13 protein-coding genes are annotated in these 15,809 nt (G+C 63.7%); all 13 read left to right on the top strand.

Annotation, left to right across the window (positions count from 1 at the left end; all coding sequences use genetic code 11):
• The first annotated feature begins 5 nt into the window (after positions 1 to 5).
• The 13 genes from AC4GYV_RS10885 (at position 6) to ftsZ (ending at position 15,804) form a co-directional block, all read left to right on the top strand.
• Positions 6 to 1,421 carry a UDP-N-acetylmuramoyl-L-alanyl-D-glutamate--2,6-diaminopimelate ligase gene (locus AC4GYV_RS10885; protein ID WP_491100731.1) on the top strand — a complete coding sequence of 472 codons (1,416 nt, stop codon included), beginning with the start codon at positions 6 to 8 and terminating at the stop codon, positions 1,419 to 1,421.
• The gene (locus tag AC4GYV_RS10880; RefSeq protein ID WP_491100730.1) at positions 1,418 to 2,803 is read left to right on the top strand and encodes a UDP-N-acetylmuramoyl-tripeptide--D-alanyl-D-alanine ligase; all 1,386 of its coding nucleotides are present in this window, start codon (positions 1,418 to 1,420) and stop codon (positions 2,801 to 2,803) included. The genes AC4GYV_RS10885 and AC4GYV_RS10880 overlap by 4 nt, the downstream gene beginning before the upstream one ends.
• A complete protein-coding gene (gene mraY / locus AC4GYV_RS10875; protein WP_491100729.1) occupies positions 2,791 to 3,861 on the top strand; it encodes a phospho-N-acetylmuramoyl-pentapeptide-transferase in 1,071 nt (356 codons plus the stop codon). Before AC4GYV_RS10880 ends, mraY begins: the two co-directional genes overlap by 13 nt.
• On the top strand, positions 3,858 to 5,156 hold the full coding sequence (gene murD, locus AC4GYV_RS10870; RefSeq protein WP_491100728.1) for a UDP-N-acetylmuramoyl-L-alanine--D-glutamate ligase: 1,299 nt from the start codon (positions 3,858 to 3,860) through the stop codon (positions 5,154 to 5,156). Before mraY ends, murD begins: the two co-directional genes overlap by 4 nt.
• Positions 5,153 to 6,376 (top strand): FtsW/RodA/SpoVE family cell cycle protein, encoded by a 1,224-nt coding sequence (locus tag AC4GYV_RS10865; protein ID WP_491100727.1) that lies wholly within the window; start codon positions 5,153 to 5,155, stop codon positions 6,374 to 6,376. The genes murD and AC4GYV_RS10865 overlap by 4 nt, the downstream gene beginning before the upstream one ends.
• Positions 6,373 to 7,533, top strand: coding sequence for an undecaprenyldiphospho-muramoylpentapeptide beta-N-acetylglucosaminyltransferase (gene murG / locus AC4GYV_RS10860; RefSeq protein WP_491100726.1), 1,161 nt, complete (start codon positions 6,373 to 6,375; stop codon positions 7,531 to 7,533). The genes AC4GYV_RS10865 and murG overlap by 4 nt, the downstream gene beginning before the upstream one ends.
• 34 nt (positions 7,534 to 7,567) lie before the next feature.
• Complete coding sequence (murC, locus tag AC4GYV_RS10855; protein ID WP_491101587.1) at positions 7,568 to 8,980, top strand: UDP-N-acetylmuramate--L-alanine ligase; 1,413 nt, start codon at positions 7,568 to 7,570, stop codon at positions 8,978 to 8,980.
• A complete protein-coding gene (gene murB / locus AC4GYV_RS10850; RefSeq protein WP_491100725.1) occupies positions 8,977 to 9,873 on the top strand; it encodes a UDP-N-acetylmuramate dehydrogenase in 897 nt (298 codons plus the stop codon). Before murC ends, murB begins: the two co-directional genes overlap by 4 nt.
• Positions 9,870 to 10,796, top strand: a complete 927-nt coding sequence (locus tag AC4GYV_RS10845) for a D-alanine--D-alanine ligase (protein ID WP_491100724.1) — start codon at positions 9,870 to 9,872, stop codon at positions 10,794 to 10,796. The genes murB and AC4GYV_RS10845 overlap by 4 nt, the downstream gene beginning before the upstream one ends.
• Positions 10,793 to 11,716 (top strand): cell division protein FtsQ/DivIB, encoded by a 924-nt coding sequence (locus AC4GYV_RS10840; RefSeq protein ID WP_491100723.1) that lies wholly within the window; start codon positions 10,793 to 10,795, stop codon positions 11,714 to 11,716. Before AC4GYV_RS10845 ends, AC4GYV_RS10840 begins: the two co-directional genes overlap by 4 nt.
• 10 nt (positions 11,717 to 11,726) lie before the next feature.
• Entirely contained in the window at positions 11,727 to 12,980 is a 1,254-nt protein-coding gene (ftsA, locus tag AC4GYV_RS10835; RefSeq protein WP_491100722.1) for a cell division protein FtsA, read from the top strand.
• Positions 12,981 to 13,009: 29 nt separating this feature from the next.
• Positions 13,010 to 14,230 carry an MFS transporter gene (locus AC4GYV_RS10830; protein ID WP_491100721.1) on the top strand — a complete coding sequence of 407 codons (1,221 nt, stop codon included), beginning with the start codon at positions 13,010 to 13,012 and terminating at the stop codon, positions 14,228 to 14,230.
• 221 nt (positions 14,231 to 14,451) lie between these two features.
• Entirely contained in the window at positions 14,452 to 15,804 is a 1,353-nt protein-coding gene (gene ftsZ / locus AC4GYV_RS10825; RefSeq protein WP_491100720.1) for a cell division protein FtsZ, read from the top strand.
• Positions 15,805 to 15,809: the final 5 nt, after the last annotated feature.

Raw genomic sequence — 15,809 nt, 5'->3', positions numbered from 1 at the left:
CACCGGTGCGCCTGTCCGACATCGCGGACATCAATAGCGATTCCGAAGTCACCGGCTTTGCCATCGACCACCGAAAGGTGGCGCGCGGCAGCGTGTTCGGTGCGTTCAAGGGTGCGGTCTTCAACGGCGAAGACTTCATCGACCAGGCGATCGATCGCGGCGCGGTTGCGGTCGTTGCTCGGCCGGAGGCTCATGTCGCCCGCGTGCCGCTTTTGGCCGATGTCGAGCCACGGCAACTCTTCGCGGACCTCGCAGCCAAGTTTTACGCACCCTATCCGGAGACCGTCGTCGCCGTCACCGGGACCAATGGCAAGACTTCGACGGTCGAGATGACGCGGCAGATCTGGCGCATGTCAGGCCATCGCTCCGCCTCGATCGGAACGCTCGGAGTGACGACGTCTGACGACCAGGTGAAGACCGGCCTCACCACGCCCGACATCGTCACCTTCCTCAACAACATGGCCGGCCTCAAACGCATGGGCATCAGCCATGTCGCTTATGAGGCGTCTAGCCACGGGCTCGACCAACATCGCGCCGAGGGCATTCCGCTAGCGGCTGCCGCCTTCACCAACTTCAGCCGCGATCACCTCGATTATCACGGCACGATGGAGGAATATTTCGAAGCCAAGATGCGGCTGTTCGAGCGGCTTCTGCCGAGCGGCAAGCCGGCTGTGATCTGGACCGACGATCCTAAGTCGGATGAGGTGATCGAGCGGTCGCGGAAGGCCGGACACGAACTTCTCACCGTCGGCCGCAAGGGTGAAACCATTCGCTTGGTTGAGCAGACGCCCACCGCCCTCGGACAGACTCTGATGCTTGAACATGCGGGCAAGTCGCACCGGCTCGCGCTTCCGTTGATCGGCGCTTACCAGGCGTCCAACGTACTGACCGCGGCGGGCCTGGTGCTAGCGACGGGTGGCGAATGGGCAGCGACTTTCTCTGCGATGCAGCGTGTCGCACCGGTCCGCGGACGGCTCGAACGAGCGGTGATCAGCCGTACTGGCGTGCCCGTCTACATCGATTACGCCCACACGCCCGACGCGCTCGAAGCCGCGATCGCAGCGCTCCGCCCGCACGTCGAAGGGCGCCTCATCACCGTCTTCGGCGCCGGCGGTGATCGAGATCAAGGTAAGCGCCCGGAAATGGGTGCAGTCGCATCACGTATGTCGGACATCGTGATCGTCACCGACGACAATCCACGCAGCGAAGACCCGGCAGTGATCCGGTCGGCGATCATGGCCGCTGCGCCCAGTGCAACTGAGGTGGCGGATCGGCGCAACGCTATCGCCGAGGCGATCCGTATCGCGCAGGCGGGGGATATCGTTCTGGTCGCAGGCAAGGGTCACGAAACAGGGCAAATCGTCGGCGATCGGGTGCTGCCATTCGATGATGCACTTGTGGCGCGGGAGTGCGCGGCATGAGCGCGCTTTGGACCAGCGAAGAAATCGCTGAGGCGACCGGCGGAACGGCGAGCGAACAGTTTAAAGTTGCTGGGGCGACATTCGACAGCCGTGAAGTCGGCCCGGGCGACCTGTTCGTCGCCATGCCGGGCACGGCCTACGATGGGCATTTATTCGTAGACGCGGCCTTCGAATCCGGAGCCGCGGGGGCCGTCGTTTCACAGCCGGTTGAGGGGCCCCACGTTCTCGTCGAGGACACTTTCGCAGCCCTACAGGCGCTCGGCCGAGCGTCCCGCGAGCGAACCCAGGCCACGATCATCGGCGTCACGGGTTCGGTCGGAAAGACCAGCACCAAGGAGGCGCTCTTCGCCGCGCTCGACCGCAACCGGCCGGGCAAAGTCCATCGTTCCGTGAAGAGCTACAACAACCACACCGGCGTCCCGCTGAGCCTGGCCCGAATGCCGCGCGAAACAGAGTTCGCAGTGCTCGAAATGGGCATGAACAACAAAGGCGAGATCGCTGCGCTGACGCGGCAGGTGCGTCCGCACGTCGCACTCGTCACCGCCATCGCGCCCGCCCACATCGAGAACCTCGGCTCAGAAGAGGCAATTGCCGACGCCAAGGGCGAGATCTTCCAGGGGCTTGAGCCGCAGGGCACCGCCATCGTGCCTAACGACACCCTTCATCGTGACCGACTGGTGAAGGCCGCGCGGCGCTACGCCGACCGGATCATCACCTTCGGCGGTGGAGATGCCGACGTTCATGCGCTGCACGCCGTTACCGCCGAAGGCGGAGGGAGCCTGATTAGCGCGGCGCTGCTGGAGCGGGAGCTGACCTTCACGATTTCACAGCGGGGCGAGCATTGGGTCAGCAATGCCCTTGCAGTTCTGGCTGCGATTGAGGCGCTCGGTGAGGACGTCGCAATCGCCGGCCTCGCGCTCGCCGATCTCGGCGGTCTGAAGGGCCGCGGCGAGCGTCATGTGATAGAGGTCGACGGCGGCGAAGTGCTACTGATCGACGAGAGCTATAACGCCAATCCTGCTTCGATGGCCGCGACCCTTAAGAGCCTCGGCGAAGAAGGCGAGATCACGCGGCGCATCGCGGTTCTCGGCCCAATGCGGGAACTTGGGGAGCATAGCGCGGAACTGCACGCCGGCCTCGCTCCAGCGGTCCGCGCGGCGCATGTCGACCAGCTAATCCTTATTGGTGATGAGATGCGTCCGCTGGCGGAGCGCGTCATCGGCAACATCTCGCTCGACCTCGTTTCAAGCGTAGACGAGGCCACCGAGGCACTGCGCCGCATCGTCCGTCCGGGCGACGCGGTCCTGGTCAAGGCATCCAACAGCGTCGGACTGGCGAAGCTCGTCGAGAGCATGGCAAAGGAACTGGCATGCTCTACGTAATCGCCGAGCAGCTCGGCTTTCCCGGCGTCCTCAACCTCATCCGCTACATCAGTTTTCGCGCCGGCGCCGCGAGCGCGACAGCGCTGCTGATCGGTCTGCTGATCGGACCTAAGTTCATCAGCTGGCTTCGCGTTCGTCAGGGCAAGGGGCAGCCGATCCGTGAGGATGGTCCGCAGAGTCACTTGGCCAAGCGCGGTACGCCGACGATGGGCGGCCTGCTCATCCTGACCTCGGTCGCGATTTCCGTCCTGCTGTGGATGGACCTCAAGAACATGTACGTCTGGGCGTGCCTGCTCGTGACCGGTGGCTTCGGGCTGATCGGGTTCCTCGACGACTACGACAAGGTGAAGAAGGCGCACCACGCCGGGCTGTCGGGCAAGACGCGGTTGCTGCTTGAATTCCTGATTGCGGGCATCGCGACCTGGTTGATGGTCCGCTCCGGAGGGACGGGTCTTCACCTGCCGTTCGTCAAGGAAACGGTGCTCGATCTCGGCTGGTTCTACATCGCGTTCGGGGCGTTCGTGATCGTCGCGTTCGGCAATGCGGTGAACCTCACCGACGGCCTAGACGGGCTCGCGACCATGCCGGTGATTATCGCTTGCATCGCGTTCCTCCTGATATCCTACCTCGTCGGCAACGCGCGCTTCGCGGCCTATCTCGGCATTCCGCACGTGCCGGGAGCGGGCGACCTCACGGTGCTGCTGCTGGCGATCGTCGGCGCGGGTCTCGCGTTCCTGTGGTTCAACGCGCCGCCTGCGGCCGTCTTCATGGGTGACACGGGAAGCCTTGCCTTGGGCGGAGCGCTTGGCGCGGTGGCAGTCGCCACGCACCACGAGTTTGCGTTGGTGATCGTCGGCGGAATCTTCGTCGTCGAAGCGTTGTCGGTCGTGATCCAGGTTTTGGTCTACAAGCGGACCGGCAAGCGCGTCTTCCTGATGGCGCCGATCCACCACCATTTCGAGCATCTCGGCTGGTCGGAGCCGACCGTCGTCATCCGTTTCTGGATCATCAGCTTCGTGCTCGCGCTGGCGGGCCTCAGCACCCTCAAGCTCAGGTGATCACGGCCAAGGCCTTCGCCGGCAAGCATTACGCAGTCTACGGTCTCGCTCGCTCAGGCCTGGCGACTGTGGAGGCACTGCTTGCCAGCGGCGCGCGAGTGACGGCCTGGGACGGCAAGGAAGAGGCAAGGGCGAAGGCGCCCGCTGGCGCCGAGATCGGCAACTTGGACGAGGCGGACCTCGCGCAGTTCGACAGCCTTGTCGTAACTCCCGGACTGCCGCTTAACCGCCACCCGATAGCGCAGCGCGCACGCCAATCCGGTGTCGAAATCATCGGCGACATTGAGCTATTCGCCCGCGCCCGCCCCGAGCTTCCGCCGCACAAGGTCGTCGGGATCACGGGCACCAATGGCAAGTCGACCACCACCGCGCTGATCCACCACATTTTCAAGACGGCCGGCTTGCCGACGACGATGGGCGGCAACATCGGCCTGCCAATTCTCTCGCAGGATCCGTTGCCGGAAGGCGGCGTCTATGTGTTGGAGCTGTCGAGCTACCAGATCGACCTGACGCAGAGCCTCGACTGCGATGTCGCCGTACTGCTCAACATCACGCCCGACCATCTCGACCGGTACGAGAATTTCGAAGCCTACGCAGCCTCCAAGACGCGGCTCTTTGAGATGCAGACCGCGCCTCATGAGGCGGTGATCGAGTTTCGAGCCGATCAGCAGTTCAACATTTTCGAGAAAGCGGCGGGCGCTGTCGCTTATCTCGACGAAATCTTCGATGCCAATTTACTTGGCCTTGATCCTCGGGATCAGCCTAAGTGGCCTGCATTGTCCGGGCCCCACAATCTCCAGAATGCCGCCGCCGCGGTGGAAGTCTGTGACGTTTTGGGTTTGTCTGCTGAGCAGATCATTCAGGGCCTCCGCAGCTACCCCGGCCTCCCGTACCGCATGGAGCGCGTCCGCGAGAAGGACGACGTTCTCTTCGTCAATGACAGCAAGGCTACGAACCCGACCGCGACCGCCCCCGCACTCGCTGCGTTCGAGCGCATTCGCTGGATCTGCGGCGGCCAGGCGAAAACCGACAATCTGGACGAATGCGCGCCCCACTTTGGGCATGTACGCTCAGCCTATGTGATCGGCGAAGCGGCCGACCTCTTCGAACGGCTGCTTAGCCCGCACATGCCTGTGAAAAACTGTGGAAAACTGAACGAGGCGGTGCGTCAGGCCGCTGCGGATGCTGAAGCCGGTGATACGGTGCTTTTGTCGCCGGCCTGCGCGAGCTTCGATCAGTTCCGCGACTTCGAAGACCGCGGGCACAAGTTCCGGGAGCTAGTGGGGGCCCTATGATCAAGACCATCTCCGGCCAGATCAAAGCCAAGGCCGCGCTCGTCGATCCGAACCGTTACGGGCGTTCGGACACGTCGGCGATCGGGCGCTGGTTCTGGGAGATCGACAAGGTCCTGCTGCTGCTGGTCGCGGTGCTGATCGGCATTGGCTTGATCGCGGTTGCCGCTGCATCGCCAGCCGCCGCGCACCGCTATTCCGGTGGAAACGTCCGCTTCAACGAGCTTTACTACTTCTGGCGTCAGCTCGCTTGGATCGCGCTGGGCATTCCAGTGATGATCGGGATTTCGATGATGCCCAGGGAACGCGCGCGGCGGCTGTCGCTGTTCGGCGCAGCCTTCTTCTTCGTGCTGCTGGTATTTGTGCCGATCATCGGACCCGAGCACAATGGCGCCCGCCGCTGGATCGAATTCGGCGTCGGCCAGGTCCAGCCTTCCGAATTCCTGAAGCCGTTTTTCGTCATCGCCATGGCCTGGCTGCTGAGCCTCCGCGAGACCGACAAGTCGCTTCCCGTCTTCTCGATCTCCGCGGTCGTCACGGGCGGCGTCGCCTTCCTCTTGATGAAGCAGCCTGATTTCGGAAGCACGATCATCTTCTGTTCGGTCTGGCTCGCGATGCTTGCGCTCGCAGGCGTCAATATGCGAATCCTGATCGGCCTTGGCGTCGCCGGCGTGATCGGCGTGATCCTGGCCTACTTCTTCTACGATGTCGCGACGGCACGCATCGACGAATTCCTGTTCGGAACCGGCGACAACTTCCAGACCGAGAATGCCATGCGGACGCTGACCGCAGGCGGCTTGTTCGGCATGGGTCCAGGCGGCGGCACGCGCAAGTTCGGCCTTCCGGAGCCGCACACCGACTACATCTTCTCTGTCATCGGCGAGGAGTTCGGGCTGATCGCCTGCCTCGCGATCGCTCTGCTCTATCTCGGCATCATTTCGCGCGTGCTGATCAAGCTGCTCGACGAGGACAACAGCTTCGCCATCCTCGCGGCGGCGGGGCTGGTGATCGAGTTCGGTCTTCAGGCCCTGATCAACATGATGGTCAATGTGCAGCTCGCGCCCTCGAAGGGCATGACGCTCCCGTTCATCAGCTACGGCGGCAGCTCAATGCTGGCGTTGTCCATCGGAATGGGCTTGCTGCTCGCATTCACGCGCCGGAACCCGTATCTCACGCGCTCGCCCTATGTTGTGAAGTGGAGCGGGGAGAGCCTGACGGCATGAATTTCGTTCTCGCTGCCGGAGGAACCGGCGGCCACATGATTCCGGCCCATGCGCTCGCGGCTGAGCTGAAGAGCCGCGGGCATGGCGTGCTGCTGATCACCGATAGCCGGGGCGCACGTTTCCCCGGGTTGTTTAAGGACGTGCCGGTGCACATCCTGCCGGCCGGACGGCTCGGCGGCGGTCCGATCGGCATGCTCAAGGCGGGCATGTCCGTGCTGAAGGGCAGGGGTGAGGCGAAGCGCCTTTATCGTGAGCATCGTCCCGACGCAGTTGTGGGCTTCGGCGGTTATCCAGCCTTTCCGTCGCTGCTCGCTGCGAGCGCGATGAAGATCCCGACCGTGCTGCATGAGCAGAATGCAGTGCTCGGTCGAGTGAACCGGCTGCTTGCCGGTGAGGCGGAGGCGATTGCCATCGCCTATGACGAGGTCGACCGGCTCAAGAGCAGATATCAGGACAAGACCGTCGTCGTCGGCAACCCGGTGCGTGCGGAGATCGCCAAGCTCGGCGAGCTGCCGTTTCCACCGTTCGATGAGGTTGCGCCGCTCAAGATCCTCGTGACCGGCGGGAGCCAGGGTGCGAGCGTGCTGGCCGACATCGTGCCCGAAGGACTGGGCCTGCTCCAGGCGTCGCTTCGCCACAGGCTGCAGGTGGTCCAGCAATGCCGTCCGGATGACATCGAGGACGTGCGAAAGCGCTATGCCGCGCTGGGCATTCCGGCCGAGCTGATGACCTACATCGAGGACATGCCGGAAAAGCTCGCCGACGCGCATCTCGTGATCGGCCGCGCTGGCGCTTCGACCATCGCTGAGCTGACGGCCGCCGGGCGCCCGGCGATCCTCATTCCATTCCCTTCGGCGACCGACGATCACCAGACCGCGAATGCTCGCGAGATGACCAAGGCAGGTGGCGCGCGCACGATCCAGCAAGAGAGCTTCACGCCTGACGTGCTCGCACGGCAGATCGAGGCGATGGCGGCCGATCCGATTGCGATCAACAATGCGGCGGCGCGTGCGCTGTCGGTGGGGCGGCCCCATGCGGCACGCGATCTTGCCGATCTGGTAGAGCGTGTCGGCGGGGGAGTGGCGCCGGTGGTCGTCGGACCCGCGCTTACGCCGCGCGTCGGAGCCGTCGCACCGGTGGGAGGAATGCCGGCGTGATGAAGGCGAGTCATTTGACGGGACGCCCTCAATGATGAAGGCGCTGGGCACCGACATCGGCACGATCCACTTCGTCGGCATCGGCGGCATCGGCATGTCCGGAATCGCCGAAGTGATGCACCAGCTCGGCTACAAGGTGCAGGGCTCGGACGCGGCCGACAGCTATGTGGTCGAGAAGCTGCGTAAGGCCGGCATTCCGGTGACGATCGGCCATTCCCCCGACAATCTCGGCGATGCGGCGGTCATCGTCTGCTCAACCGCGATCAAGGAGACCAATCCAGAGTTCCAGGCAGCCGCCGAGCGCCGCTTGCCGCGTGTCCGGCGCGCCGAAATGCTCGCCGAGCTGATGCGCATGCAGAAGACGGTCGCAGTCGCAGGCACGCACGGAAAGACGACGACCACATCGATGGTGGCGGCCTTGCTCGATAGCGGCGGTCTCGACCCCACCGTCATCAATGGCGGCATCATCAACCGCTACGGCTCGAACGCCCGTCTCGGAAAGAGCGACTGGTGGGTGATCGAGGCCGACGAGAGCGACGGCAGCTTCCTCCGGCTCGACGGAACGATAGCCGTCGTGACCAACATCGATCCCGAGCATCTCGAACATTATGGCAGCTTCGAGAAGGTAAAGGACTCCTTCGTCGAGTTCGTGGAGAACGTGCCTTTCTACGGGCTCGCGGTGCTCTGCGTCGACCATCCGGAGGTGCAGAACATTATCGGCCGCATTCGCGACCGCCGCATCGTCACTTATGGCTTCTCCGCGCTCGCTGATGTGCGCGCAGACAATGTTACGCCGGTTGCGGGAGGCAGCCGCTTCGACGCCGTGATCCTGGGCAAAGAGAGCGAGCGGCGGACGATCGACAACGTCTTCGTGCCGATTCCCGGACGCCACAATGTTCAGAATGCGCTGGCGGCTATCGCGGTGGCGCTCGAGCTCGGCCTTTCCGACGAGGCAATCGTTGCAGGTTTCGAAAGGTTCGAAGGCGTCAAGCGTCGTTTCACGAAGGTAGGCGAGGCGGACGGCGCGATCATCATCGACGATTATGCGCACCATCCGACGGAAATCCGCGCGGTTCTCTCGGCTGCTCGCGAAGGGGCTGAAGGGCGAGTGATCGCGGTGATGCAGCCGCACCGCTTCACGCGGTTGCAGTCGTTGATGGAGGAGTTCCAGAACGCCTTCAACGATGCTGACGTGGTATTTGTGACGCCAGTCTATGCCGCGGGCGAGGAGCCCATCGAAGGCGTTGACGCCGGTGCTCTCGCCGATGGCCTGCGCGCACATGGCCATCGCATGGTTCGCGCGGTCGGTGATCTCGACGAGCTTTGCCGCGAACTTAGGGATCTCGCCGCCGAAGGTGACATGGTCATCTGCATGGGTGCGGGCGACATCACGAAATGGGCGGGAGCGCTCGCAACTGGTATTTGTGACGCGAGGTCTCGCAAATGAGCGAACTCGCAACCATGCCGAAGGTTCGCGGACGGCTGACGCCGAACGCGCCGCTTGCGCCGCTCGTCTGGTTCAAGAGTGGCGGCAAGGCAGAGTGGCTGTTCGAACCGGCGGATGCCGAGGATCTTGAGCAGTTCCTCAACGAACTTGACCCGCATGTCCCGCTGATGTCGCTGGGGCTTGGCTCCAACCTGATCGTCCGCGATGGCGGCGTCCCGGGCGTTGTGGTGCGGCTCGGTAAGGCCTTTTCGAAGATAGAGCAGTTGGACGAAACGACGATCCGCTGCGGCGGCGGCGCTAGCGGCATCCTCGTTTCCTCGACCGCGCGCGATCATGGCATAGCCGGGCTCGAATTCCTGCGCGGCATCCCCGGTACTGTCGGCGGCTTCGTGCGCATGAACGGCGGAGCCTATGGCCGCGAAGTCAGCGACGTCCTGGTTTCGGCACGCCTCGTGCTTCGCTCGGGCGAAGTCGTCGAGTGGGAGCACGAGAAGCTCGGCTACACTTATCGGCACAGCGAAGTCCCGCCCGGGGCCGTGGTCATCGAAGCGATCTTTCGTGGCGAACCCGGGGATCCGGAGGCGATCGGCGCTGAGATGGACGCCATCGCTCGCGCTCGCGAAGAGTCACAACCGCTCCGCAGCCGCACCGGTGGTTCGACCTTCAAGAACCCTCCGGGCCACAAGGCCTGGGCGCTGATCGACGCGGCGGGTTGTCGTGGGCTCACGATGGGCGGTGCTCAAGTGTCGGAAAAGCATTGCAATTTCCTCCTCAATCTCGGTAGCGCGACAAGTGCCGAGATCGAGGCGCTGGGCGAAGAGGTCCGTCGTCGCGTCGAGGAGAAAAGTCACATCATCCTCGAATGGGAAATCCAGCGGGTCGGCAACGAATGAACCGGAATCTGCACGTCGTCGTCCTCATGGGGGGCTGGTCTTCGGAGCGCGAAGTGTCGCTGACGAGCGGGAGGGGGGTCGCCGAAGCACTTCGCGAGCGCGGCTGGACCAACATCACCGAGCTAGACATGGACCGCGATGTCGCTGCGCGCCTGTCCGAGCTGAAGCCGGACATCGTGTTCAATGCGCTCCATGGCACGCCGGGAGAAGACGGGACGGTCCAGGGCATGATGGACCTGATGGCCCTCAAGTACACGCACAGCGGGCTCGAGACGTCGGTCATCGCGATCGACAAGGAACTGACCAAGTTGGTGCTCGTCCCAGGTGGCATCCGTATGCCGGCCGGCCGCATCGTCGAGAGCGAGAGCATCTACGTCGAAGACCCGCTCCCGCGTCCCTATGTCCTCAAGCCCGTCAACGAAGGTTCATCGGTCGGCGTCGCCATCGTCACCGACAATGGTAATTACGGCAGCCCGATCGGCCGCGATGTGCCGGGTCCCTGGCATGAGTTCGATACGCTGCTTGCAGAGCCCTTTATCAAGGGCCGCGAGCTGACCGTTGCGGTGCTGGGTGAGGAAGCGCTTGGCGTGACCGAGCTGAAGCCGAAGGCCGGTTTCTACGATTATGCCGCCAAATATACTGACGGCCTAACCGTGCACATCTGCCCGGCTGAGGTTCCCGACGAGATTGCCCAGTCCATGATGGACATGGCTGCCAGGGCTCATCACCTGCTCGGCTGCAAGGGTGCGTCGCGCTCCGACTTCCGCTGGGACGACGAGCAGGGGGAGGCCGGAATCTATCTGCTCGAAGTGAATACGCAGCCCGGAATGACGCCCTTGAGCCTCGTCCCGGAACAGGCGAAGCTGCGCGGCATCAGCTACGGTGAGCTGGTCGAGCGTTTGATCGAGGAGGCGTTGCAATGAGCGCCGCGCATGTTCGGAGGGGCGGTGGAAGTGGCCGTTCGAGGCCGCGCAAGCCGTCCAAGGTGTCGGTCCCAAAGAAGATCGCGAAGAAGCTTCCAGTTGATCAAAAGCGTGCCAACAAAGTGGCGGGCGTTGTCTTTGGCGGTTTCGTGCTCGCGATTACCGCAGTTGTCTTGGTCGCACTCGACATTCCCGCGAAGGCTGAACGCGCGGCGGGTACCGCGATCGGTGAGGCTGGCTTCACCGTAAGTGGTTATCAGATCGTCGGCCTGCACCACATGAACCGCGCCCTCGTGGATTCGGTCGTCAATGATGAACTCCATCGGGCGGCGGAATTGGCGGGCCGCGACAAAGCACCACAGGCGCTGGTCAACGTCTCCGCAATTCGCGATCGGCTGCTGGCGTTCGGCTGGGTGAAGGACGCGCGCGTGTCTCGCCGGCTACCCGACACTTTGGTGATCGATATCGTTGAACGCACGCCCGCGGCTCTATGGCAGAACCAGGGTCAGCTCGCGCTGGTCGATGCCGAGGGTGTGATGCTTGACCGTGTCCCGGTCGACAAGATGCCGGACCTGCCGCTGCTGATCGGCCCGGGCGCTAATGGCGAGGCGCGAGATCTGGAGCAGCTGATGGGCGGTGTTCCAACGCTGAAGCCGCAGCTTGCCTCGGCGACCTGGGTCGGTGGTCGGCGCTGGGATTTGAGCTTCCAGACCGGCGAGACGGTTGCACTTCCGGAGGGACAGGCCGCAGCGAAGGCGGCGCTCGCCAAATTCGCGCGGCTCGACAAATCGTCGGGCCTTCTCGGGCGGGGGATCGTGCGCTTCGACTTACGCGTTCCGGACAAGATGATCGTCCGTCTTCCCCGCGCCCCCGGCGAGCCGATTACGGGCGAGCAGCAGCAAGCGCAGCAGCAGGGGTGAAGTCGAGCTAGTGCCCGCACCCGACGAACAAAATCTGATTGCCGTTCTCGACATCGGCTCGTCCAAGGTCAGCGCGATGATTGCGCGCCCCGACGACGATGGCCGGCTGACCGTGCTCGGCACCGGCCAGCGCGAGAGCCGTGGCGTCAAGCGCGGCTACATCACCGACATGGCCGCGAGCGAATTCGCGGTGCGCGAAGCCGTCGAGCTTGCCGAGCGCATGTCGAGCCTGACCGTCGAAGACGTGTGGGCCAGCTACGGCGCGGGCGAGCTGGTCAGCGACGTTGCCAATGTCGAGGTCGAACTCGGGGGCCATCCCGTCGAGCAGGCCGATATCGACGAGCTTCTAAACGCCGGGAAAAGTGCCATCGACCGCAACGGCCAAGTCGTGCTTCATGCTCATCCAGCGCTCTACACGATCGACCGGGCCCAAGGCGTACAGCAGCCGATTGGCCTCTACGCCAATCGTCTCGGCGTCGACATTCACGTCATCGCCGCACAGCCGGCGCCGCTGCGCAATATCGATACGGTGATTCGCTCGGCGCACCTTGGTGTCCGCGCTATCGTTGCGTCCCCGATCGCAGCCGCCCTAGCATGTTTAAGCGAGGAGGAACGCGAGCTTGGTGTCGCCCTGGTGGAGCTCGGCGCCGAAGTAACGAACGTCTCTGTTCACTATGGCGGCATGCTCGTCGGCTTGCGCTCCATCCCATTGGGCGCGCGGGACATTACCAACGACATCGCCGCGGCTTTCGCGGTTCAACGTCGCGATGCCGAGCGCATGAAGTGCTTCTACGGCTCGGCGATGACCAGCCCGCGCGACAATCACGAGATGATTGAGGCGACGCAGTCTGGCGCTGAGCCGGGCGCAGAGCCGATGAAGCTCACCCGCGCCCAGCTGATGATGGTCATCCGCCAGCGCGTCGAGGAACTGACGAACGAAATCGAAGGCGCGCTGAAGGGACTCGGTTTCACAGGTCCAGTTGGACGCCAGGTCGTGCTGACGGGTGGCGGCGCGGAGCTCAAAAACATCGCGGATTACATGCAAGGCGTGCTCGGTCGCGCCGTTCGCGTCGGCCGGCCCAAGCAGATCACCGGCCTCCCCGATGCGCATAGCGGGCCGGCTTTCTCGACATTGATCGGCCTGGCGCTTCTGGCGAACAGCGGACGCGGCGATATTCGCGACATCGCGGGCCCCGTCATCAGGCAAGCGCCAGCAAAAGGAGCCTTCGGGCGCCTTATTCAGGCGATGAAGGGCGGCTTTTAGCGTCGAGCGACAAAGAAGGGGGGAGGAGCATGGCCACTTTGGCCGCCAAGCAGCGCACAGGGGCCGTGCTCGTCATCCTCCTCGGCGCAGCCGTCCTGCTCAATTACGTGGACCGCGGTGCGATCGGCATTGCAGCGCCGGTGATGAAGACGGAGCTCGGGCTTTCGCCGAAGACCTATGGCATCGCCTTCTCCGCCTTTTTCTGGGTCTATGCACCGGTCCAGCTGTTCACCGGATGGCTGTGCGATCGGTTCTCCGTCTACCGCTTGATGGCGCTCGGTATCCTGCTCTGGGCAGGAAGTACGTTCCTGATGGGCTTCGTTGGGGGCTTCCTGGGGCTAATGGCGCTTCGGATCATGCTTGGCGTCGGCGAAAGCATCTCCTTCCCCGGCAGTTCCAAGATCATCGCTCGGCATGTTCCGCCTGAACGGCGCGGGCTGGCCAATTCCGCGGTCGCGGCGGGGATCGCTTGGGGGCCTGCCATCGGAACGCTTGCCGGAGGGCTGATCGTCGCATCCTTCGGCTGGCGCATCATGTTCTTCGTATTCGGAGTTGCCACGTTGGTGTGGTTGCTTCCGTGGCAGCGGACCGTGGGGAGCCTCGCCACGGCCAGCTTCCCCGATGAAGGCAAGCATGTTCCGGTCGCTGCCTTGATTAGCAAATGGCCCTTGTGGTCGATGTCGATCGTCCACTGTCTCGGAAACTATTGCTTCTATTTCCTGCTCGCCTGGCTGCCTCTCTATCTGGTGCAGTCGCGCGGATTCACGCTCACCGAGATGACGATGCTGGCGACGCTTGGCTACGCCGTTCAGGGGGCTTGCGCGATTGCCTACGGTCATTTCTCCGACCGGTGGACTAGGTCCGGGCGGTCCGAAGCGACATGCCGGCGCTGGATGATGGTCGCGAGCCAGGTTCTGGCCGCCTGCGCCATCCTGGGCCTAGCCTTTGCCCATTCGGCGGCGACGATCGCGCTACTGCTTTGCCTTGCCGGGGCTGCCAGTGCGTCCCTCTCGCTAAACCTCTACGCCATTGCGCAGATGTTCGCGGGGCCGCGCGCCGCGGGAACGTGGATCGGGTTCCAGAATGCGATCGGCAATGCCTCGGGCATATTCGGACCCATCGTCACCGGCATCATCGTTCAGCAGGCAGGCTATGGTGCGGCATTCGTGGTGACCGCTGTCATCGCCGCAATTGGCGCGATTTGGTGGGCCGTCGGCGTGCCTCGGATCGAGCAGGTCGGCCTGGACTAGGGAGGCTCGGGATTAACCGATTAACCCAATTGGGCCGCCACGTGGATTCAAGCGCTCCGGTTAAGACGTAGGTACCTGTGGAAAAGTGAGTCTCTGGGGAGACACTCATCCCCACTTTTTTGGGTGCGGTTAACTTTTTCGCTTGGCTTGCGACTCGGGATGATTCAAAGATTCTTCCCGAAGGCTCAACGCGTTGCTGTGTTTGGGGGAGGTTTAAGGTCATGAGCATCGATTTCATGCGGCCGGAGGTCGACGAGCTCCGTCCACGTATCAGCGTTATCGGCGTCGGTGGTGCAGGCGGAAACGCCATCGCCAACATGATGCGCGCCGACGTGCAGGGCGTGGACTTCGTCGTTGCGAATACCGATGCGCAGGCGCTCAACGCCTCGCTCGCTGATCGCCGCATCCAGCTCGGGCTCAAGATCACTCAGGGTCTCGGTGCAGGTTCGCGGCCTGAGATCGGTCGCGCCGCCGCCGAAGAGACGATCGACGAAATCAGCGCTGCGCTCGAAGGTGCGCACATGTGCTTCATCGCTGCCGGCATGGGTGGTGGTACCGGCACCGGTGCCGCTCCGGTCATCGCCAAGGCCGCGCGCGACAAGGGCATCCTGACCGTCGGCGTCGTGACCAAGCCGTTCGCGTTCGAAGGTGCTCGCCGCAGCCGGTCCGCTGACTCGGGGATCTCCGAGCTTCAGCAGCACGTCGACACGCTCATCGTCATCCCGAACCAGAACCTCTTCCGCCTCGCCAATTCGGAAACGACCTTCAAGGAAGCGTTCGAAATGGCCGACGAAGTGCTCCAGCAGGGCGTTCGCGGCATCACCGACCTGATGGTCATGCCGGGCCTTATCAACCTCGACTTCGCCGACGTCCGCTCGGTGATGAGCGAGATGGGCAAGGCGATGATGGGCACCGGCGAGGCCGACGGCGACATGCGCGCCATCGAGGCCGCCGAGAAGGCCATCTCTAACCCGTTGCTTGACGGCGTGTCGATGAAGGGCGCCAAGGGCGTCATCATCTCGATCACCGGCGGCGAGGACATGCGCCTGATGGAGGTCGACGAGGCGGCCAGCCACATCAAGGAACTGGTCGACCCCGACGCCAACATCATCTGGGGTTCGGCGTTCAACAACGACCTCGGCGGCAAGATCCGCGTGTCGGTCGTCGCTACAGGCATCGAAGCCGAAGTCGGCGCCCAGCCGGCGCCGGGCAAGGTCTTCGCTTTCCCGGGGCGTACCGCAACGCCGACGCCCGCACCTGCGCCGCAGGCGGCCGCAAAGGTCGAAGAAGCGCCCGCGAAGATCGAAGCCCCCGAGGCTGAAGATGAGGGCGAAGAGCTGCTGCTCGGCGCCGACGACGTGCTGACCAGCCCGGTCGGCGCTCCTCCGATCGCGCCGCCGACCGATGATGACGAAGCTGATGCTCCGACTGCGAATGCCGGCGGCACCTTGTTCGAGCGTATGTCGAACATCGCTCGCGGCGCTCCCAAGGCGCAGATCGACGAGGAAGCTCCTGACTACAAGCGCGATCCAATCGACATCCCGCGCTTTTTGAATCGCCAGAACAACCAGTAATCTGG

Source organism: Sphingomonas sp. SP4 (assembly GCF_058313375.1).
This window is presented reverse-complemented; position numbering and strand designations above follow the sequence as displayed.

What these genes read in the sequence shown, in the direction of transcription:
- AC4GYV_RS10880 (WP_491100730.1), top strand. Translation starts at nt 1,418, where the DNA reads ATGAGCGCGCTTTGGACCAGCGAAGAAATCGCTGAGGCGACCGGCGGA.
- mraY (WP_491100729.1), top strand. Translation starts at nt 2,791, where the DNA reads ATGCTCTACGTAATCGCCGAGCAGCTCGGCTTTCCCGGCGTCCTCAAC.
- AC4GYV_RS10865 (WP_491100727.1), top strand. Translation starts at nt 5,153, where the DNA reads ATGATCAAGACCATCTCCGGCCAGATCAAAGCCAAGGCCGCGCTCGTC.
- murG (WP_491100726.1), top strand. Translation starts at nt 6,373, where the DNA reads ATGAATTTCGTTCTCGCTGCCGGAGGAACCGGCGGCCACATGATTCCG.
- murC (WP_491101587.1), top strand. Translation starts at nt 7,568, where the DNA reads ATGAAGGCGCTGGGCACCGACATCGGCACGATCCACTTCGTCGGCATC.
- murB (WP_491100725.1), top strand. Translation starts at nt 8,977, where the DNA reads ATGAGCGAACTCGCAACCATGCCGAAGGTTCGCGGACGGCTGACGCCG.
- AC4GYV_RS10845 (WP_491100724.1), top strand. Translation starts at nt 9,870, where the DNA reads ATGAACCGGAATCTGCACGTCGTCGTCCTCATGGGGGGCTGGTCTTCG.
- AC4GYV_RS10840 (WP_491100723.1), top strand. Translation starts at nt 10,793, where the DNA reads ATGAGCGCCGCGCATGTTCGGAGGGGCGGTGGAAGTGGCCGTTCGAGG.
- AC4GYV_RS10830 (WP_491100721.1), top strand. Translation starts at nt 13,010, where the DNA reads ATGGCCACTTTGGCCGCCAAGCAGCGCACAGGGGCCGTGCTCGTCATC.
- ftsZ (WP_491100720.1), top strand. Translation starts at nt 14,452, where the DNA reads ATGAGCATCGATTTCATGCGGCCGGAGGTCGACGAGCTCCGTCCACGT.